Source organism: Nocardia sp. 2TAF39, assembly GCF_052114905.1.
Classification (GTDB): Bacteria; Actinomycetota; Actinomycetes; order Mycobacteriales; family Mycobacteriaceae; genus Nocardia.
Map to the genome: position 1 here is coordinate 199266 of NZ_JBFRFQ010000015.1, position 15963 is coordinate 215228.

At 69.6% G+C, this 15963-nt stretch carries 12 protein-coding genes; 6 read left to right on the top strand and 6 right to left on the bottom strand.

The features are described 5' to 3' along the window. Positions 1–85 precede the first annotated feature (85 nt). Positions 86–475, top strand: coding sequence for a hypothetical protein (locus AB4Z47_RS12520; protein WP_441950457.1), 390 nt, complete (start codon positions 86–88; stop codon positions 473–475). Between the two features lie 137 nt (positions 476–612). Here AB4Z47_RS12520 and AB4Z47_RS12525 read toward each other — a convergent pair whose 3' ends face one another. After that, on the bottom strand, positions 613–2211 hold the full coding sequence (locus AB4Z47_RS12525; RefSeq protein WP_441950459.1) for a carboxylesterase/lipase family protein: 1599 nt from the start codon (positions 2209–2211) through the stop codon (positions 613–615). 320 nt (positions 2212–2531) lie between these two features. Next, positions 2532–2948: a PIN domain-containing protein gene (locus tag AB4Z47_RS12530; protein ID WP_441950460.1), complete on the bottom strand. Its 417-nt coding sequence runs from the start codon at positions 2946–2948 to the stop codon at positions 2532–2534. 132 nt (positions 2949–3080) lie between these two features. Between AB4Z47_RS12530 and AB4Z47_RS12535 the strand changes: the two genes are divergently transcribed. Further along, a complete protein-coding gene (locus AB4Z47_RS12535; protein ID WP_441950461.1) occupies positions 3081–3308 on the top strand; it encodes an FmdB family zinc ribbon protein in 228 nt (75 codons plus the stop codon). 23 nt (positions 3309–3331) lie between these two features. Here AB4Z47_RS12535 and AB4Z47_RS12540 read toward each other — a convergent pair whose 3' ends face one another. The 4 genes from AB4Z47_RS12540 to AB4Z47_RS12555 form a co-directional block, all read right to left on the bottom strand. Continuing rightward, the gene (locus AB4Z47_RS12540; protein ID WP_441950463.1) at positions 3332–3607 is read right to left on the bottom strand and encodes a SelT/SelW/SelH family protein; all 276 of its coding nucleotides are present in this window, start codon (positions 3605–3607) and stop codon (positions 3332–3334) included. 18 nt (positions 3608–3625) lie between these two features. Next, positions 3626–4015: a YchJ family protein gene (locus tag AB4Z47_RS12545; RefSeq protein WP_441950465.1), complete on the bottom strand. Its 390-nt coding sequence runs from the start codon at positions 4013–4015 to the stop codon at positions 3626–3628. A gap of 323 nt (positions 4016–4338) precedes the next feature. Further along, the gene (locus AB4Z47_RS12550) at positions 4339–4704 is read right to left on the bottom strand and encodes a hypothetical protein (protein ID WP_441950467.1); all 366 of its coding nucleotides are present in this window, start codon (positions 4702–4704) and stop codon (positions 4339–4341) included. Positions 4705–4804: 100 nt separating this feature from the next. Then, a complete protein-coding gene (locus tag AB4Z47_RS12555; RefSeq protein ID WP_441950468.1) occupies positions 4805–7321 on the bottom strand; it encodes an AAA family ATPase in 2517 nt (838 codons plus the stop codon). Between the two features lie 543 nt (positions 7322–7864). Between AB4Z47_RS12555 and AB4Z47_RS12560 the strand changes: the two genes are divergently transcribed. Genes AB4Z47_RS12560 through AB4Z47_RS12575 form a run of 4 tightly spaced genes read left to right on the top strand, consistent with a single transcriptional unit; the run spans position 7865 to position 15433 of the window. Continuing rightward, positions 7865–10735 (top strand): DUF5691 domain-containing protein, encoded by a 2871-nt coding sequence (locus AB4Z47_RS12560; RefSeq protein ID WP_441950469.1) that lies wholly within the window; start codon positions 7865–7867, stop codon positions 10733–10735. Further along, on the top strand, positions 10732–11832 hold the full coding sequence (locus tag AB4Z47_RS12565) for an ATP-binding protein (protein WP_441950470.1): 1101 nt from the start codon (positions 10732–10734) through the stop codon (positions 11830–11832). Before AB4Z47_RS12560 ends, AB4Z47_RS12565 begins: the two co-directional genes overlap by 4 nt. Further along, on the top strand, positions 11829–14276 hold the full coding sequence (locus AB4Z47_RS12570; RefSeq protein WP_441950472.1) for a DUF5682 family protein: 2448 nt from the start codon (positions 11829–11831) through the stop codon (positions 14274–14276). Before AB4Z47_RS12565 ends, AB4Z47_RS12570 begins: the two co-directional genes overlap by 4 nt. Beyond that, a complete protein-coding gene (locus AB4Z47_RS12575; protein WP_441950474.1) occupies positions 14273–15433 on the top strand; it encodes a vWA domain-containing protein in 1161 nt (386 codons plus the stop codon). Before AB4Z47_RS12570 ends, AB4Z47_RS12575 begins: the two co-directional genes overlap by 4 nt. The last annotated feature ends 530 nt before the right edge of the window (positions 15434–15963 follow it).

Genomic DNA, 15963 nt, shown 5'->3' on the forward strand with positions numbered 1-15963 from the left:
AGAGCTGGGTTATGAACGGCGAATGATGCTCTGAGCTACGGTAATACGGCTTTTGGTTGCAGTTCCGCAGAGGACAAGGATGGGGATGAACATCAACACCGAACGTCTCGCGCGGATTGCCGCGCTCACCACGGTGGCCTGCGCCGCGCTTCTGATCGGTGCGGGTACCGCCGCCGCCGACGACTGGCCCACGGACGGCGGCGGCGCGTTCGCGGTTTACGAGACCAACAATTTCGCCGTCCCGAGCGACCCCGACTACTGGAATCCACTTTCCGACCGGAACCGGTTGACCTCACCGTTCGGCACGAGCACCCGTATTGTGTGCACCAGCTTCCATGGCGTTCAGCAGGATTGCTGGCAAGCAGACCCCGACGGCAACCCACACAAGCTCAACACGGCCCCACTCGACATGCCATATGCCGGCTCCAGCAAGACAGGCAACTCCGGGCCCCGCCATTACGTCTACCCGGGCTGATTCCACCGGGCTCGCCAGGGTGCGGCGGTGCTGGTCACCGCCGCGATACTTGGCTGCGTGCAGATATACCTCGAGCCATGATTCCGGGTCGACACGCAGCCCACTGCGGACAGAACGAACGACATCGCGGCAGCGTGCTAACTGAACCCCACCGCCTGTTCGCCCCAGGCGCTGTGCAATTCGCGGTCGGGGTCGTCTACCACTCGGTCGGCGGTGTCGATGACCAGGGTGGTTCGGGCGGCCAGACGGTAGGGGGGCCAGTGTTTGGAACCGTCGAGCGCGGCCGGAACACCATGTGCCGCGAAGGCGAGCCAGCGGCGCATCATGCGACCGGACACTTCCATGGCCACCTTGCGTCCGCCGAGCCAGAAGGTCGGGTCATGGTTGAAGGTACCGAAATTGCCGAAGACATAAGGCAATTCGGTGGCGTGCCCCGCTCCGACCCGAGCCGCCCGCAACATCGGCGTCGCATAGTCGAAGCGGTACATCCAGGTCGGTGAGTGCTGGGCATGCGCGTCGGCCACCCAATGCGCGGGCATCCGGAAGGCAGCGTCGGTGGACATGGCCATCGCGCCGCGGGTCTTGGTGAGATCCGGGTAGGCCGACGTGATTTCGGCGATCCGCTCCGGCGGCATCTCCGGGTGGTTGGCCGCGACGTCACGAAGCATCGCGTTCACCGCGTCCGGGGTCACCGGCATGATCGGCGAGCGGAACACCCGGAACAGTGACGCCTCGTCCTTATTGGTGCCGATGATCAGCGGCACCTGGTGCGAGCGCCCGTGCTGGAACCGGTCGATCGGGTAGGTCGGCAGCAGGTCGCCGTCGACCACCGGCGCGGCGGCCAGCCTGCCCGGCTCCTTCAGCGGGATCTCGTCGAGCAGCACGCCCGCCGCCGCGACGATCCGATCGATAGGGCATTCCAGCAGCTCCTTGGCACGGGACGCGGGCAGCTTCATCAGCTCCAGGAAGCGCCGCGCCACCGTCGCCGCCCGCTCCTGCCCGAACACCGTGGTCGCCGGCGGGCTCTGCGCGATCGCCTTGTGGAACAGGCCGGCGGCGCGCGGCGAGGTCAGCAGCGCGGTGACGCAGCCGGCGCCGGACGATTCGCCGAACAACGTGACATTGCCGGGGTCGCCGCCGAACGCGGCGATGTTGTCGCGCACCCACTCCAGCGCGGCGATCTGGTCGTGCAGGCCGAGGTTGGGCACGAAGTCGTCGCCGAGCGAGGACAGGTCGAGGAAGCCGAGCGCGCCGAGCCGGTAGTTCACCCCGACCACCACGACGTCACCGGTCGCGGCCAGCTTCCGCCCGTCGTAGATGTCCTGCGCGGCGGTGCCGAGGCAGTACGCACCGCCGTGCAGCCAGACCATGACCGGCCGAGACTCGCCGGCATCCACGCTGCGCACCGGGCCGCCGACAGCCTGCTGCGGCGACCAGACATTCAACCAGAGACAGTCCTCGCCGATCTTCAGGTGCGAGTCGACCGGCACCATGTTGCCCATCGTCTGTGGTGCGATCTGGCCGAAGGTGGTGCAGTCGCGCACTCCCGCCCAGGGCGGTGGCGGCTGCGGCGGCGCGAATCGGGCGGTTCCGGTCGGGGCGGCCGCGTAGGGAATACTGCGCCAGACGCGAACCGATCCTTGGCGCATGCCGCGCACATCACCGTACGACGTGCGGACGATCGGCTCGGCAAGGTCATCGGGACCGGGCGCCGTCTCGAAGAACTGAGCGCTCATCTCAGACCTCCTCATACTTCTCTCTCGAGAGTACGTCGAAGATCAGGACGACAACGTTTCGATGCCGAGACATTGCTGCGTCGGATCACATTCATCCGCTGTTCAGGCCAGTGCTGAGGCCATCGTGTCGAATCGGTCACGGTAGCGAGGTATCGGCGGAATCCTTCCGATAGCTCGTAAGGTGCTGACATTCGGCCGGGCGGGCTGTTCCACCGTCATTTCTACCGAAACCCCGACTCCTGGAACCCGAGTCGGGCCTCGGGGCTATTCTGCGTCTTGGGCCGGGTAGGTACTCGATGTCCAGTACGCTGCACGCGGTTTCAGGCCCACGGGTCGATGACGGGCACTCCGGCAGCCCGGAACGGTGCGGTGTCGCGGGTTGCCACGGCCATGTTCGCGGCGCCCGCCGTCGCCGCGATGTAGCCGTCGGAGGTGCCGATCGCGGCCTCGGCAGCGCGGGCGGTGGCCATGAGTTCGGCGAAGGCGGCGGACACGGTCGTGTCGAAGGCGAGAACGCGCCCCGCGAACAACGGCAGCACGCGGATTTCGAGCCTGTCGCGCAACGTATCTCGCCGTCTACCCGTGGGCATGGCGGCAATACCGAACCGCAGCTCGGCCACGGTGATCGCCGAAAGGTACAGGGTGCGCAAGGGCTGGGCGTCGATCCAGCCGACCACCTGGGAATCGGGTGCCTTGCGCAGCGGTTCGGAGATGACGTTGGTATCGAGAACGATCACTCGAACTCCATGGGGGCGGCGGGACTGCGCTCGCGAGCGGAGACAAGCTCGACGAACCAGGACCTGGTCGACGACCGGTTGATACCGCAGGCCGATCCGAACAGCTCTGCGGCGCCGCCCTACACTGGGGGAATGCCGAGTTACAGCTATCGGTGCCGCAGCTGCGGCGACACCTTCGAGATGAACCGTCCGATGGCGGAGTCGTCGGCGCCCGCAACCTGTCCGAGCGGGCACGACGACACGGTCAAACTGCTGACCACCTTCGCCACGGTCACCAGGGGCGGTGGCAGCATGCCTGCGCCGAGCCCCGCACCGCGGCCGGCGGGCGGCGGCTGCTGCGGTGGCGGCTGCTGCGGCTGACTCCGCTTCGGCCGGTCCGGGTCTCAGTCGCGCCGGTCGGTGTGGCCGAGGTCGCGTTCCGGTGCGACCCGGTCGCGCACCCGCTGTTTGAGCACCGCGATATCGGGGAACCCGCCGTCGGCCTTACGCTCCCAGATCTGCTCGCCGTCGACCGTGATCCGGAAGACGCCGCCCGAACCAGGAATGAGCGCGACCTCGCCCAGCTCGGTGGCGAAAGTGCTCAGCAACTCCTGCGCCATCCAGCTCGCGCGCAGCAACCAGCGGCATTGGGTGCAGTACTCGATCGCGACGCGTGCCATGCCCGCTGACGCTACCGGTCAGGCCTTGTGCGTGCCGTCCAGGTAGACCCACGCGCCGTCGGACCGGGCGAATCTGCTCACCTCGTGCAACGCGCCGCGACCATCCGCATCCCGGTAGTGTGCGACGAACTCCACGGTGCCGGTGTCATCGAACAGGCCACCGCGTTCGGTCGCGCGAATCTCCAGAAACAGCCAGCGCTGCGCCGGATCGAGCATCACCTCCGGCGGGCAGGTGCGCGGATGCCAGGACCGCAGCAGGTAATCCACGTCCCCCACCGCGAACGCGGTGTAGCGCGACCGCATCAGCGCCTCCGCCGTCGCGGCGCTCCGTTCGCCGCACAGCACCGGACCACAGCAGTCGTCGAATGCGTCGCCCTGCCCGCACGGGCACCTGCGCGATCCGCTCATGACTGCGCGACGCTCGCTGTGCTGATGATTCGCTCGCTGCACTCGCTCATGCCACCGATCTTGCCGCCAGGCGAACGACGCACCTCCTCCGGGCGTCGCCTATGCCCCGGAAACCTTCAAAACCGGTGACGACAACCTCGGAATCGACGCGCTTACCCACAGAAAAATATGGGGGTCTGCGCCGCCACGCTGCTACGAACAACGGGCCGAGGCTGCCGATTTCGTACCCCGACACGCTGCGTCCCGAAATCCGACGAGCCGCCGAACCGACGCAGATCACGGTGCTCAGCATCGAACCCCTGAACCGAACCCCAGTGACGCGGCTACCTCCGACGCGCGTCGACGGCCGCCAGCGCCGCGGCGAGGGCGACAGTCTGTTCCCGCCAGCGCCGTAGATCGGTGACGCTCGGCGCGAGTTCGTAGTCGTGGTGGTGCGCGGCCCGGGACAGCGCCGCCCACAGCGCCGCGACCCGCGCCGCCACCTCCGGTCCCGCGAAGGCGCGCAACGCGATCAGCTGCGCCCGCATCGGACAGCGGATCAGCGCGGGCGCAAGCCGCATCCACAGTTCGTCGACGGACTGCTCCAGAGCGATCCGCAGAATCCACGCGGTCGCCCGGGACCACAGCCCGCCCGCGTCGGTCACCGAACCGGCGAGCAGCCGGTCCACGGTGTCCAGCCGCTCGGCCACCGACGGACGATTCGCGCGCGGCCGCCGGGAGCCGTTCTTCGGCCCGCGCCCAGGTCCGCGGCGTGCGCCGGCGGGCGGACGCCGCCCGCTCACCGGCGCCTCACCGGGCCAGCCACGCGACGAATTTCTCGGTCTCGCCGATCAACTCGCGCATCGTTCGCCCGATCGGCACGTGCGCGCCCGCCGTGGCGTCGCGCAGCGCGTCCACCACCCACTGTCCTTCGCGCGCGACCAGGTTCTTGTTCAAGTCGTCGACCTTGCTGCCCACACCGAACACCGCGAGCGCAACCTTGGCCCTGGTCGACTGCGCGGCGTCGATGTGGCGTTCGACCTCGTGGTGGTTCATGCCCGCGGCGAGCAGGGTGCGCCGGGCCCTCGCCAGGCTGGCCGCCTCGACCGCGGAACGGCAGCAGGTGGCCACGAGTTCGTCGGCGATCGCGGCAGGCAACTGCGGAGTGCGCACCAGCGCGCGGGCGTCGTCGAGATAGCGACGGATCGGATCACTCGACACCCGCACCTCGACCACCGAGCGGTCGCGGCGCTGCACTTCGAGCACGGTCGCGTCGAGCTCCATCCGCCGCACCGCCTCGGCGAGGCGCTCGTCGTGGGTGAAGACCACCACCTGACGGGTCCACGCCACCATGGCGAGTACCTGGGCCAGGCCGTCCACCTTCGCGGGGTCCATTGCCTGCACCGGGTCGTCGATCATGACGAAGCGGAACGGGCTCTCCTCGACCGTGGCCCTCGGCAGGAACAGCGAGAGCCCCAGCGCGTGCAGCTCCCCCTGGCTCATCACGCCGAGTGCGGCGCCGTCCACCTCGTCCACCGTGACGTCGAGCAGCACCCGGCGCGCGGTTCCCGCGTTGCCCTGCAGGCGGATCGCACCCAGTTCGACACTGCTCTGCTGGCGCAGTGTCTGCCACACCCAGCGCGCCGTCGTCTCCAGCGGCGTCATGCGCTCGCCGCGCAGGCCCGCGGTCGCCGACTTCAACCAGTCCTCAGCCTTCTTCACCGTGCGCAGTTCGGCGGCACGCGCGGCGACCTCGCGCGCCCCCGTCAGCCAAGTCGCGATCCGCGGGACCAGCGGCGTCCACACCTCGTCGAGGCGGTCGAGTTCCTTGCGGGTGCCCTGCTGCAGCAGGTCCAGTTCGTCGACCAACCGCGCGTGCGCGCCGCGCAGCCGGTCCGCAAGGTCGGGGGTGTATTCGGCGGTCGTCAGTGCGGCCCAGTCGGACCAGGCGCCGCGTACCGCAGAGGTGTCCACCGACGGCGGGTTGCGCGGATCGAATTCCAATTCCGCCGGAACGAGATCCGGCAGCGCCCGCGCCGCCCGTACGGCATTGCCCAATTCGACGCGCGCGATGGTGAGCGCGTCGACACGGGCGGCGAGCCGGTCTATGGCGGCCTCGGCGGCGTGGGCCCAGGCATCGTCGAGTGCGCCGCTTCCACAGACCGGGCACGGACACGTTCCGACCGCCGCACGGTGATCGCGCGCCTTGCGCAACAGCTCGAGCACCCGCAGATCGGCTTCGGCGTCGGCGGTGGCGCCCTTGGCCAGCGCCTCGCCGCAGCACTCCAGGCGAGCGGCCACCTCCTCCACTTCGGTATCGGTCGGCAGCACCAGCCGCACGATCGCCCGCAGCCCATCCGGCCCGGCCGGGTCGTCGACGGCGCCGAGCACCTCGCGCCCGATCGCGGCGAGATCCGGCTGAGCAGGGCGCAGCAGACCCGCCACCCGGATCGCCCGGTCGTCTGCCACCGATGCGAGGAGCTCGAGCAGCTCCAGTCGTTCCTGGCGCGAATCACGCACGGCGCGTTCCAGTTCCAGCCGACGCATTCGGATTCGTTCCTGCGCCGTGGTGAGTTCGTCGAGACCGAGCAGCTGGTGTAGAGCGTCGAACAGATCGCTCGGCTTGCCGTCGACCAGGGCACCGAGCTCGCTGTAGGACAGGAAGGGGCGGTAGAGCTCCAGCTGGGCCGCCCATCTGTCCACGTCGAATTCCGTTGGCGGGGCGGGCGGATACTGCTGGGTCCAGTGCGCCTCGGCCAGATCCGCGGCGGAAGTCCACTCCTTGGCGATGGTCAACTGTGTGTCTGCCGAGGCTTCGCTCGGCCGAGCACTTCCGGTGTCTGCCGAGGCTTCGCTCGGCCGAGCACTCCTTGGCGTACCACCCGCGGTGAGCAACGCCAGCTCGATGCGCGCCGCGTCGCCGTCGTGCAGATTGCGCCAGCCCTCGCGCCAAGCGGCCGACCGGCCGTCCCACCGGCGATTTCCGCCGGTCAGGGCCAGTTCGGCGGCTTCGGCGAAACTGGATTTTCCGCTGCCGTTGCGGCCGACCACCAGGGTGAGGCCAGGCCCGGGCGGCAGGTGCAGCGTCGTCTCCGGCCCGATGCCGCGGAAGCCGCGCACCCGGATGGAGCGCAAGAAGATGTCGGAGTGGTTGAATGCCGTTGCCGGATCACCGGACTCGGCGCCGCCGAGCGCACGCAGCACGGTCCGCATCACCGACGGCGGCACCGCGGGATCCTCGGCAAGGCGCCTGGTCACCACCGCGGACAGCCGGGGCGCCGCGTCCGCTGGGCTGTTGACCTGGACGGCGTCGGGATCCAGGCGCATTCGATAACCCCCTCCACCACCGAGCCACCACACGTCCTCCGACCCCGTGCGCGGCGCCTTTGTCGAAGCTGTGCGAAACGGTACCCGATCGCGCCGCATTCGCAAGGAGTGCTCAGCCGAGCGAACCCTCGACAGACACCAGAAGTGCTCGGCCGAGCGAAGCCTCGGCAGACACCAGAAGTGCTCGGCCGAGCGAAGCCTCGGCAGACACCCACCGTGCCCCGTGCGAATCTGCCCGCGGGGATGGATATGGTCATCGAAACGGCTCGGCCGCGTCTCGATGTCCACCCCTCGCCAACCCCGGCGGGCAGCTCGATGGTGTCAACACCCGTTTCCGGGTGGCTCGGTCGAGCCGAACAGGACAGGATGCCAGAGCACCTCGATCGGCGCAACATAAGCGCGGCTGACGAATGTGGCACGGCGACAAGAATTTCCGTGCGAAAGGCACCGGCGGCGTCGGCATTTGTCGGTGCGCTGCGGTAGAAATCCGGTCAACCGAGGAATGGGGAAGGCGATGAGGCACCACCGAGCTGGAACCGTCCGATGACGACACCCTGGACCGAAGACCAGGTCAGGGCGCTCGCACCGGACGCGAGTTCGCTGTTCGCGGCGCGAAAGCTCACGGACCGTTGGCGTGGCGCCGGGCAGCACGGCGTCGCGCTGTGGGGGCGGTGCCAGGGCAGCAGCGCGATGCTGTACCAGACGGTGGTCGATCTGTCCGGCCCCGCGTACAGCTGCTCCTGTCCGAGCCGCAAGTTCCCCTGCAAGCACGCGCTGTCGCTGTTGCTGGCCTGGACCGCGGGTGAGGTTCCCGCGGTCCCGGAAACCGCGGACTATGCGGCGGCCTGGATCGGCGGCCGCGCGGCGCGGTCGGCGTCCACCACGGGGCGCAGCGTCCGCACACCGAACCCCGCCACCGCCGAGCAGCGCAGAGTGCGGGTGACCGCGGGACTGGAAGAACTCGACATCTGGCTCGGTGACCAGGTGCGCACCGGACTTGCGCAGACGGACCGCTCGTTCCGCACCTTCGAGGCCATCGCCGCCAGAATGGTCGACGCGCAGGCACCTGGCCTCGCTTCGGCCTTGCGCCGACTGCCGACCACGGTGGCCACCAGGACCGACTGGCCGGATCTCGTGCTGGGCGAATATGCGCGGATGCACCTCCTGGTCGCCGCGCACCGGCAACTCGATGATGTGGCGCCCGCGCTGCGCGCCAGTATCCGCATGCACATCGGCTACCCGAATCCGGCCGAGGCGGTGCGTGGCGAACCCGCGGTGCGGGACCGATGGATGGTGTTCGGTGTGCGGGTCTCCGAGGAGGAACGGCTGCACACCAGGCGCACCTGGCTGTACGGTCGGGCGAGCAAGCGGTGGGCGCTGATCGTCGACCACTTCTTCGGCTCCCCGAACTTCCCCGCCGACGTTCCCGCGCTCGGTCAGCTCGCCGACGTCGAACTGCACTACTATCCGGGCGCCGCGCCGCTGCGTGCGCTCTGGGGCGAACGGCACGGCGCCGCCGAACCCTTCACCACGCTGCCCGCCGACGCGGACCGGCCGAACACCATCGCGGCCGCGCTGGCCGACCATGCCGCTGCGCTCGGCGCCGATCCGTGGCTGCGTTCATGGCCGATGCTGCTCGTCGATGTGATTCCCGCGTTGACCGAACAGGGTTGGTACCTCACCGAATCCGACGGTACGGCGCTGCCGATCGCTTCGGCCGAGCAACCGTGGCGACTGTTGGCCGTCTCCGGCGGCCACCCGGTGACGGTGGCCGCCGAATGGAGCGCCGGCGGGCTGGTTCCGATCTCGGTGTTCACCGCGGGCGAGGTCGTCGACCTGACGCCGACGGATCCCGTCGGCCGCCCGTCGAATTCGCCTGCCACGCACGCGTCGAGCGCGGATTTGACTTCCGTCGCACTGCTGGGCACCGCACGCCGGACACCGGATCTCGACCGGCTGGCGCCTCAGGTTGCGCGCGCCGCGGTCCACTTGCCGACCGACCCTGCGCTGCGGCTGCTCGAGTCCACCGCGCTACAGGACATTTTCACGCGCGGCGCGGTCATGCCCGCCACCGCGACCGCACCGGAACCCGCGGCGGACGACGGCCGCCGCTCGCTGCCGCGCCTGGCCGCGGCACGACTGGCGCGCATGGTGCAGGAGCGCTCGCCCTTCCTCCCGGAATGGTTCGACGCGGCGGAGCCGCACGATTATCGGGCGCCGGACGCGCTGAGTGTGCAATTGCTGGAGCACGCGAAGATCAACGCCGCGCTGCGCGAGCCGCTGCTGCGCCTGGCCGGCGCCCGCGGCAGCTGGCTTGCCGCACAACACCCGGAGTGGCGAAACCTGGTGCGACAGCAGCCCATCGCGTCCGAGCGCTCCGCGGAGACCTGGCAGTTCGGGCAGCCACCCGAGCGGCGCGACTGGCTTGCCGCGCTCCGTCGTCGTGACGCCGCCGCGGCCGGAAGGCGGCTCGTCGCGGCATGGCCGAAGGAATCCGGTCCGTTGAAGGCGGAGCTGCTGGCCGTGCTCGCCGAGGGCATCGGGCCGGATGACGAACCGCTGTTGGAGACGGCGCTGGACGATCGGCGCGCCGATGTGCGGCGCACCGCGGCGGGACTGCTCGCGCTGCTGCCGGATTCGGCGTTCGCGCAGCGCATGCGAAACCGGGCGAGCGCGTGGATCCGCGCCGAGCACCGGATGCGGCACACGAATCTGGTGCCCGCTCTGCCCGATACGCTCGACGCCGCCACCCAGCGCGACGGAATTACCGACCGCACGGTCGAAATCGTCTACCGCTGGAACGGCGCGCCCGACGGGCAGGCCGCCCGTTTGCGGCAGGTGGTCGCTGCGACACCGCTGGCGCACTGGTCGAGCCTGCTGGACACGCCGGAGCAGGCGGTGCGCACCACGATCGACGACCGGTTCCGACAGCCGATCTTCGACGGATGGGTGGATGCCGCACTCGCACAACATGATTCGGCCTGGGCACGCGCGTTGTTCGAGGCGGGCGTACCGACCGATCTGGCTATGCTGCGCCGGCGTGAGCTGTTCGCGCTGCTCCCGCCGTCCGACCGGACCGCGCATCTGTTGCGGCTGGACGGCTCCTGGCTCTCCGAGATCGAGGCACTGCTGCCCGCGATGGGCCACCCATGGCCGGAAGCGCTGGCGCAGCACCTGATCCTGCTGCTGTTCGGGCGGGCACGAGCAGCGGCCCGCCGCCCGGACGCGCACGGCGCCTCCCCGAACGCGCATCGGTCGCTGCTGGCCACCGCCGCTGTCCATCTCCCCGTCGCCGCCGCAGACGCCGTCGCCGCGGTGGCCGGCCGGTGCGACGATCCCGCTTGGGAGCGCGCCTTCGACCAGCTCGTCCACGACCTCAACCACCGCTCGATGATGCTCGAGGAGTTGCATTGACCACAATCGACCCGAAGCCGAACCTCCTGCGCCCGCATGCGGAACAGGCGTACGCCGACGAGCTGCGCGCCCTCGCCGACGCCGACGAACGGCCCCGGCCGCCGTCCTGGCGGCTGTCGCCGTGGGCGGTGGTCACCTACCTGCTCGGCGGAACTCTCGACGACGGCACCGTGATCACCCCGAAGTACGTCGGGCCGCGCAGGCTGATGGAGGTGGCGGTGTCGACGCTGGCAACCGATCGGGCGCTGCTCCTGCTCGGCGTACCGGGGACTGCCAAAACCTGGGTGTCGGAACATCTTTCGGCGGCCATCAGCGGTGCGTCGACGCTGCTCGTCCAGGGGACGTCGGGCACGGCCGAGGAAGCGATCCGGTACGGCTGGAACTACGCGCGACTGCTCGCCGAAGGGCCGAGCGAAGGCGCGCTGGTGCCCTCGCCGGTGTTGACCGCGATGCGCACCGGTGCGATCGCCAGGATCGAGGAGCTCACCCGCATCCCTTCGGACGTGCAGGACGCGCTGATCACCGTACTGTCGGAGAAAACGCTCCCGATACCGGAACTCGGCATGGAGGTGCAGGCGAGCAAGGGGTTCAACGTGATCGCCACCGCGAACAACCGCGACCGGGGCGTCAACGATCTGTCCTCCGCGCTGCGCCGCCGGTTCAACACGGTGGTGCTTCCGCTCCCCGCCAGCGAGGACGAAGAGGTGGCCATCGTCAGCAGGCGGGTCGAGCAGCTCGGGTCGGCCCTGGAACTGCCCACGGTGCCCGCCGCGGCCGAGGAGGTGCGGCGGGTGGTGCGGGTCTTCCGTGAGCTGCGCTCCGGCAGCACCACCGACGGGCGAACCAAGCTCAAGTCACCGTCGGGAACGCTGTCCACCGCCGAGGCGATCTCGGTGATCACCAACGGGATCGCGCTGTCGGCCCACTTCGGCGACGGGGTGCTGCGCGCCTCCGACATCGCCGGCGCTGTGCTCGGCTCGGTGATCAAGGACCCGGTGGCGGATGCGGTGGTCTGGACCGAGTACCTGGAAGCTGTGGTCCGCGAGCGGCCGGATTGGTCGGACTTCTACCGCGCCTGCCGTGAGGTCACCGGTTGAACTCCAATACCGCAGCCACGCCGCTGACCAGGGTGTTCGGCATTCGCCACCATGGTCCCGGCTCGGCGCGCTCATTGCGGCTGGCACTGGAGGCATTTCGCCCCGACATGATCCTCATCGAAGGTCCCGCCGACGCCGATCCGCTGGTGGGCTACGTCGCGGCCGAAGGGATGTCGCCGCCGGTCGCGCTGCTGGCCTATGTCCCGAACGCACCGGCCAAGGCCGCGTTCTGGCCGTACGCGGTGTTCTCCCCCGAGTGGCAGGCGCTGCGGTACGCCGTGCGGAACTCCGTGCCCGTCCGGTTCTGCGATCTGCCCGCGACGGTCGTCCTCGCGGCGGAGGATGAGCCCGGCGACCGATTCGATCCACTGACCGCCTTGGCCGAGGCGGGCGGCTACGACGACGCCGAGCGCTGGTGGGACGCGGCCGTCGAATCCGCCCCCGACGCCGACGCGTTCGACCCCATCACCGAGGCGATGGGCGCGCTACGGGAATCCGCCGAGCACACCGCGCGCGAACAGCGACCTGCGCCGTACACCGTCGAGCACGCACCGGCAAACACCGATGCGGCAGATACCGAGACGCACGACGAGCCGGCGCACCACAAACCACCACGGGGCGCACCGGCCCACAGCCGAACGGTGCGCGGCGAACCACCACACGGCGAATACACGGATGCCGAAGCACCGGAGGTGAATTCGGTTGCCGAAGCGCTCGCCGACGCCGGCCGACCGGTTCCGCCCGATCCGATCACCATTGACGCGCACACCTTGCGACGTGAGGCCTACATGCGGCAGACCATGCGCAAGGCGCTGAAGGACGGGGCTGTCCGGCTGGCCGTCGTGTGCGGCGCATGGCACGCGCCCGCACTCACGGGCAAGCTCGGCCCCGCCGCCACTGATACCCGTCTGCTGAAAGGGCTTCCGAAGACCAAAGCCCGGCTCACCTGGGTGCCGTGGACGCATTCACGGCTGTCCACGACCTCCGGATATGGTGCGGGCGTCACCTCGCCGGGCTGGTACCACCACCTGTTCACCGAGACCGAGCGGCCGATCGTCCGGTGGCTGACCAAGGTCGCCGGCGTGCTGCGCGCCCACGATCTGCCCGTCTCCAGTGCGCACATCATCGAATCCGTCCGGCTCGCCGACACTCTCGCCGCGCTGCGCGGCCGCCCGCTCGCGGGGCTGTCGGAGGTCACCGAGGCGACCAGGTCGGTGATGTGCGCCGGCGACGAGACGATGCTGCGTCTGGTGGTCGGCGAGCTCATCGTCGGCGAGGCGCTCGGCAGCGTTCCGGAGGGGACACCGACCGTGCCGCTGGACGCGGACCTACGCGCCAAGATCCGGTCACTGCGCATGAAGCAGGAACCGTACGCTCGTACCATAGACTTGGACCTGCGCAAGCAGCGCGAGGTCGAGCGGTCGCGACTGCTGCACCAGCTGCGCGTGCTCGACATCGATTGGGGCACGCTCACCACGAGCGAGGTACGCGCCACCGGCACCTTCCGGGAGACCTGGACGCTGGAATGGCGGCCCGAGTACGCGGTCTCGATCATCGAGGCCTCCCGCTGGGGCACCACCATCCGCACCGCCGCCGAGGCGAAGATCCTCGACACCGCGAGCCGGACGGAGAGCACCGTCGGCCAGTTGACCGCCGCGCTGGAGGTGGCCCTGCTCGCCGATCTCGGCGACGCCACCGACGGACTGATCGCCCGGCTGGAATCCGCCGCCGCGCTCGACCACGACGTCACCCACCTGCTCGCTGCCCTGCCCGGCCTGATCAGAACGCTGCGCTACGGCGACGTGCGCGGTACCGACACCAAGGCACTCGGGCACGTCGCCGACGGACTGCTCGTGCGCATCTGCGCGGGCCTGCCCGCGGCGGTGACAGGACTGGACACCGACGCCGCCACCGAACTGCGCACCCTGCTCGACGCGGCACACACCGCCATCCACACCAGGGACGACAGCTGGGCGACCGGCGAGTGGCTGGCCGTACTCGGCCGTCTCACGGACCGCGACGACGTGCACGGCGCCTTGGTCGGGCGGACCGTCCGGCTACTCGCCGACGCCGGCCGCGTCGGCGACGCCGAGTCCGCGCGCCGGCTCGCTGCGGCTCTTTCGGTCGGTAACACGGCCGCGGCCAAGGCGGCGTGGATCGATGGGTTTCTCGGCGGCCGCGGCCTGCTGCTCGTGCACGATCGAGAGTTGTTGCGGCTCATCGACGACTGGCTGCGCAAACTCGGCGACGACGCGTTCGTCGAAACGCTGCCGCTGCTGCGCCGGACCTTCGGCGCATTCGAATCCGGCGAGCGCCGCGCGATCGGGCAGGCGGTGCGCGACGGCGGATCCGTCGCAGCAGCGGGCACGACGGCGGGATTCGACGTGGAGCGCGGAACGATCGCGGTACGCACCGCCGCGGAGATCCTGGGGGTGACGGTATGACTGCCGACGAAACACAGGCGCGGCGTTGGCGTTTGGTGCTCGGCGCGGCGGCCGAGGAGGGTCTCGGCGGCCTCGGCTCCGCCGACGACGCGGCCATGGACCGGGCGTTGTCGGCGCTGTACAACACCGACGACGACGAGTCGCCGGGCAAGCGCACCGGCGGCCTGCAGGGCTCGGCGCCGCGCGTCGCCCGCTGGCTGGGCGACATTCGCGGCTACTTCCCTGGCGCTGTCGTCGAGGTGATGCAGCGCGACGCCGTGCAGCGGCTGAACCTCACCCAGCTGCTGTTGGAGCCGGAGTTGCTCGAGGCGGTGGAACCTGACGTGCACCTGGTCGGCACGTTGCTGAGCCTCAATCGGGTGATGCCCGAGACCACCAAGGAGACCGCGCGCATGGTGGTGGAGAAAGTGGTCCGCGAGATCGAGCAGCGCATCGCGGCGCAAACCGTCGCCGCGGTGAACGGTGCGCTGAACCGCGCGGCCCGTGTCACGCGCCCACGCCTGCGGGATATCGACTGGGACCGCACCATTCGCAAGAACCTCGCGACGTACCTGCCCGAGCACCGCACCGTGGTGCCGGAACGCCTGGTCGGCTATGGCCGCAAGGCGCAGGCGGTACGTCGCGACGTGGTGCTCGCCATCGATCAATCCGGGTCGATGGCCACCAGCGTCGTGTACGCGTCGGTGTTCGGCGCGGTGCTCGCGTCCATGCGGTCGCTGCGGACCTCGCTGGTGGTCTTCGACACCGAAATCGTCGATCTCACCGACAAACTCGACGACCCGGTGGAGGTGCTGTTCGGCACTCAGCTCGGCGGCGGCACCGATATCAATCGGGCCCTCGCCTACTGTCAGTCCCTCGTCACCCGACCCGCCGACACGCTGTTCATCCTCATCTCCGATCTGTACGAGGGTGGCATCCGCGACGACATGCTCCGCCGTGCGAACGCGATGAAAGAGTCCGGCGTCCAGATCGTCGTCCTGCTCGCCCTTTCCGACGACGGCGCCCCCGCCTTCGACCACGACAATGCCGCCGCCCTCGCGGCCCTAGACATTCCTGCCTTCGCCTGCACCCCCGACAAGTTTCCCACCCTCCTTGCCGTAGCCCTCGACCGCGGCGACATCCGATCCTGGGCCGAGACCGATGCCGCCCACCGCTAGCGCACCACCAGGCCGGGGCTATCTCCGACCGGTGCACCGAGTCGCCTCGGCGCCACAGGGGCAGCGCCGAGGCGACTCGCTCAGCCGCCTACGGAAAAGCCGCTGTCCCCCTGGACCAGGGACAAGATCTGGACGGCAAACGAGAGCAGCGTATTCAGGATGGCAAGCGGATCCACAGCAACTCCTTGTCCGAACTGGCAAACAAGATGGGCCCCGTGATCGTACTGGTGAATACAACGCCCTTCGGGTGACCGCCGCGCCGCGTGTATGACGACCGCTGACAGTGCAGCCGACGGGTACCGCCGACAGCGGGGCGCACACCCAGCGAAGCCAATTTCTGCTCTCGCGGCGACGCCGCCATTTCTACCGTCGATGACGGCTCCACAGTTGAGGCGCTGGCGGTTCCGACGGACGGCGACCCCATCGCCGCCCCGCCACACGCAACAGACGCCGCCGCCGACACAGCGGTATGCGCATCGACCGCCCTCGTTGCCCGGCACGGCTGCGCATCGCCATGCACACCGAACGTA

What these genes read in the sequence shown, in the direction of transcription:
- AB4Z47_RS12555 (WP_441950468.1), bottom strand. Translation starts at nt 7,321, where the DNA reads ATGCGCCTGGATCCCGACGCCGTCCAGGTCAACAGCCCAGCGGACGCG.
- AB4Z47_RS12540 (WP_441950463.1), bottom strand. Translation starts at nt 3,607, where the DNA reads ATGGCACGCGTCGCGATCGAGTACTGCACCCAATGCCGCTGGTTGCTG.
- AB4Z47_RS12560 (WP_441950469.1), top strand. Translation starts at nt 7,865, where the DNA reads ATGACGACACCCTGGACCGAAGACCAGGTCAGGGCGCTCGCACCGGAC.
- AB4Z47_RS12545 (WP_441950465.1), bottom strand. Translation starts at nt 4,015, where the DNA reads ATGAGCGGATCGCGCAGGTGCCCGTGCGGGCAGGGCGACGCATTCGAC.
- AB4Z47_RS12520 (WP_441950457.1), top strand. Translation starts at nt 86, where the DNA reads ATGAACATCAACACCGAACGTCTCGCGCGGATTGCCGCGCTCACCACG.
- AB4Z47_RS12535 (WP_441950461.1), top strand. Translation starts at nt 3,081, where the DNA reads ATGCCGAGTTACAGCTATCGGTGCCGCAGCTGCGGCGACACCTTCGAG.
- AB4Z47_RS12525 (WP_441950459.1), bottom strand. Translation starts at nt 2,211, where the DNA reads ATGAGCGCTCAGTTCTTCGAGACGGCGCCCGGTCCCGATGACCTTGCC.
- AB4Z47_RS12575 (WP_441950474.1), top strand. Translation starts at nt 14,273, where the DNA reads ATGACTGCCGACGAAACACAGGCGCGGCGTTGGCGTTTGGTGCTCGGC.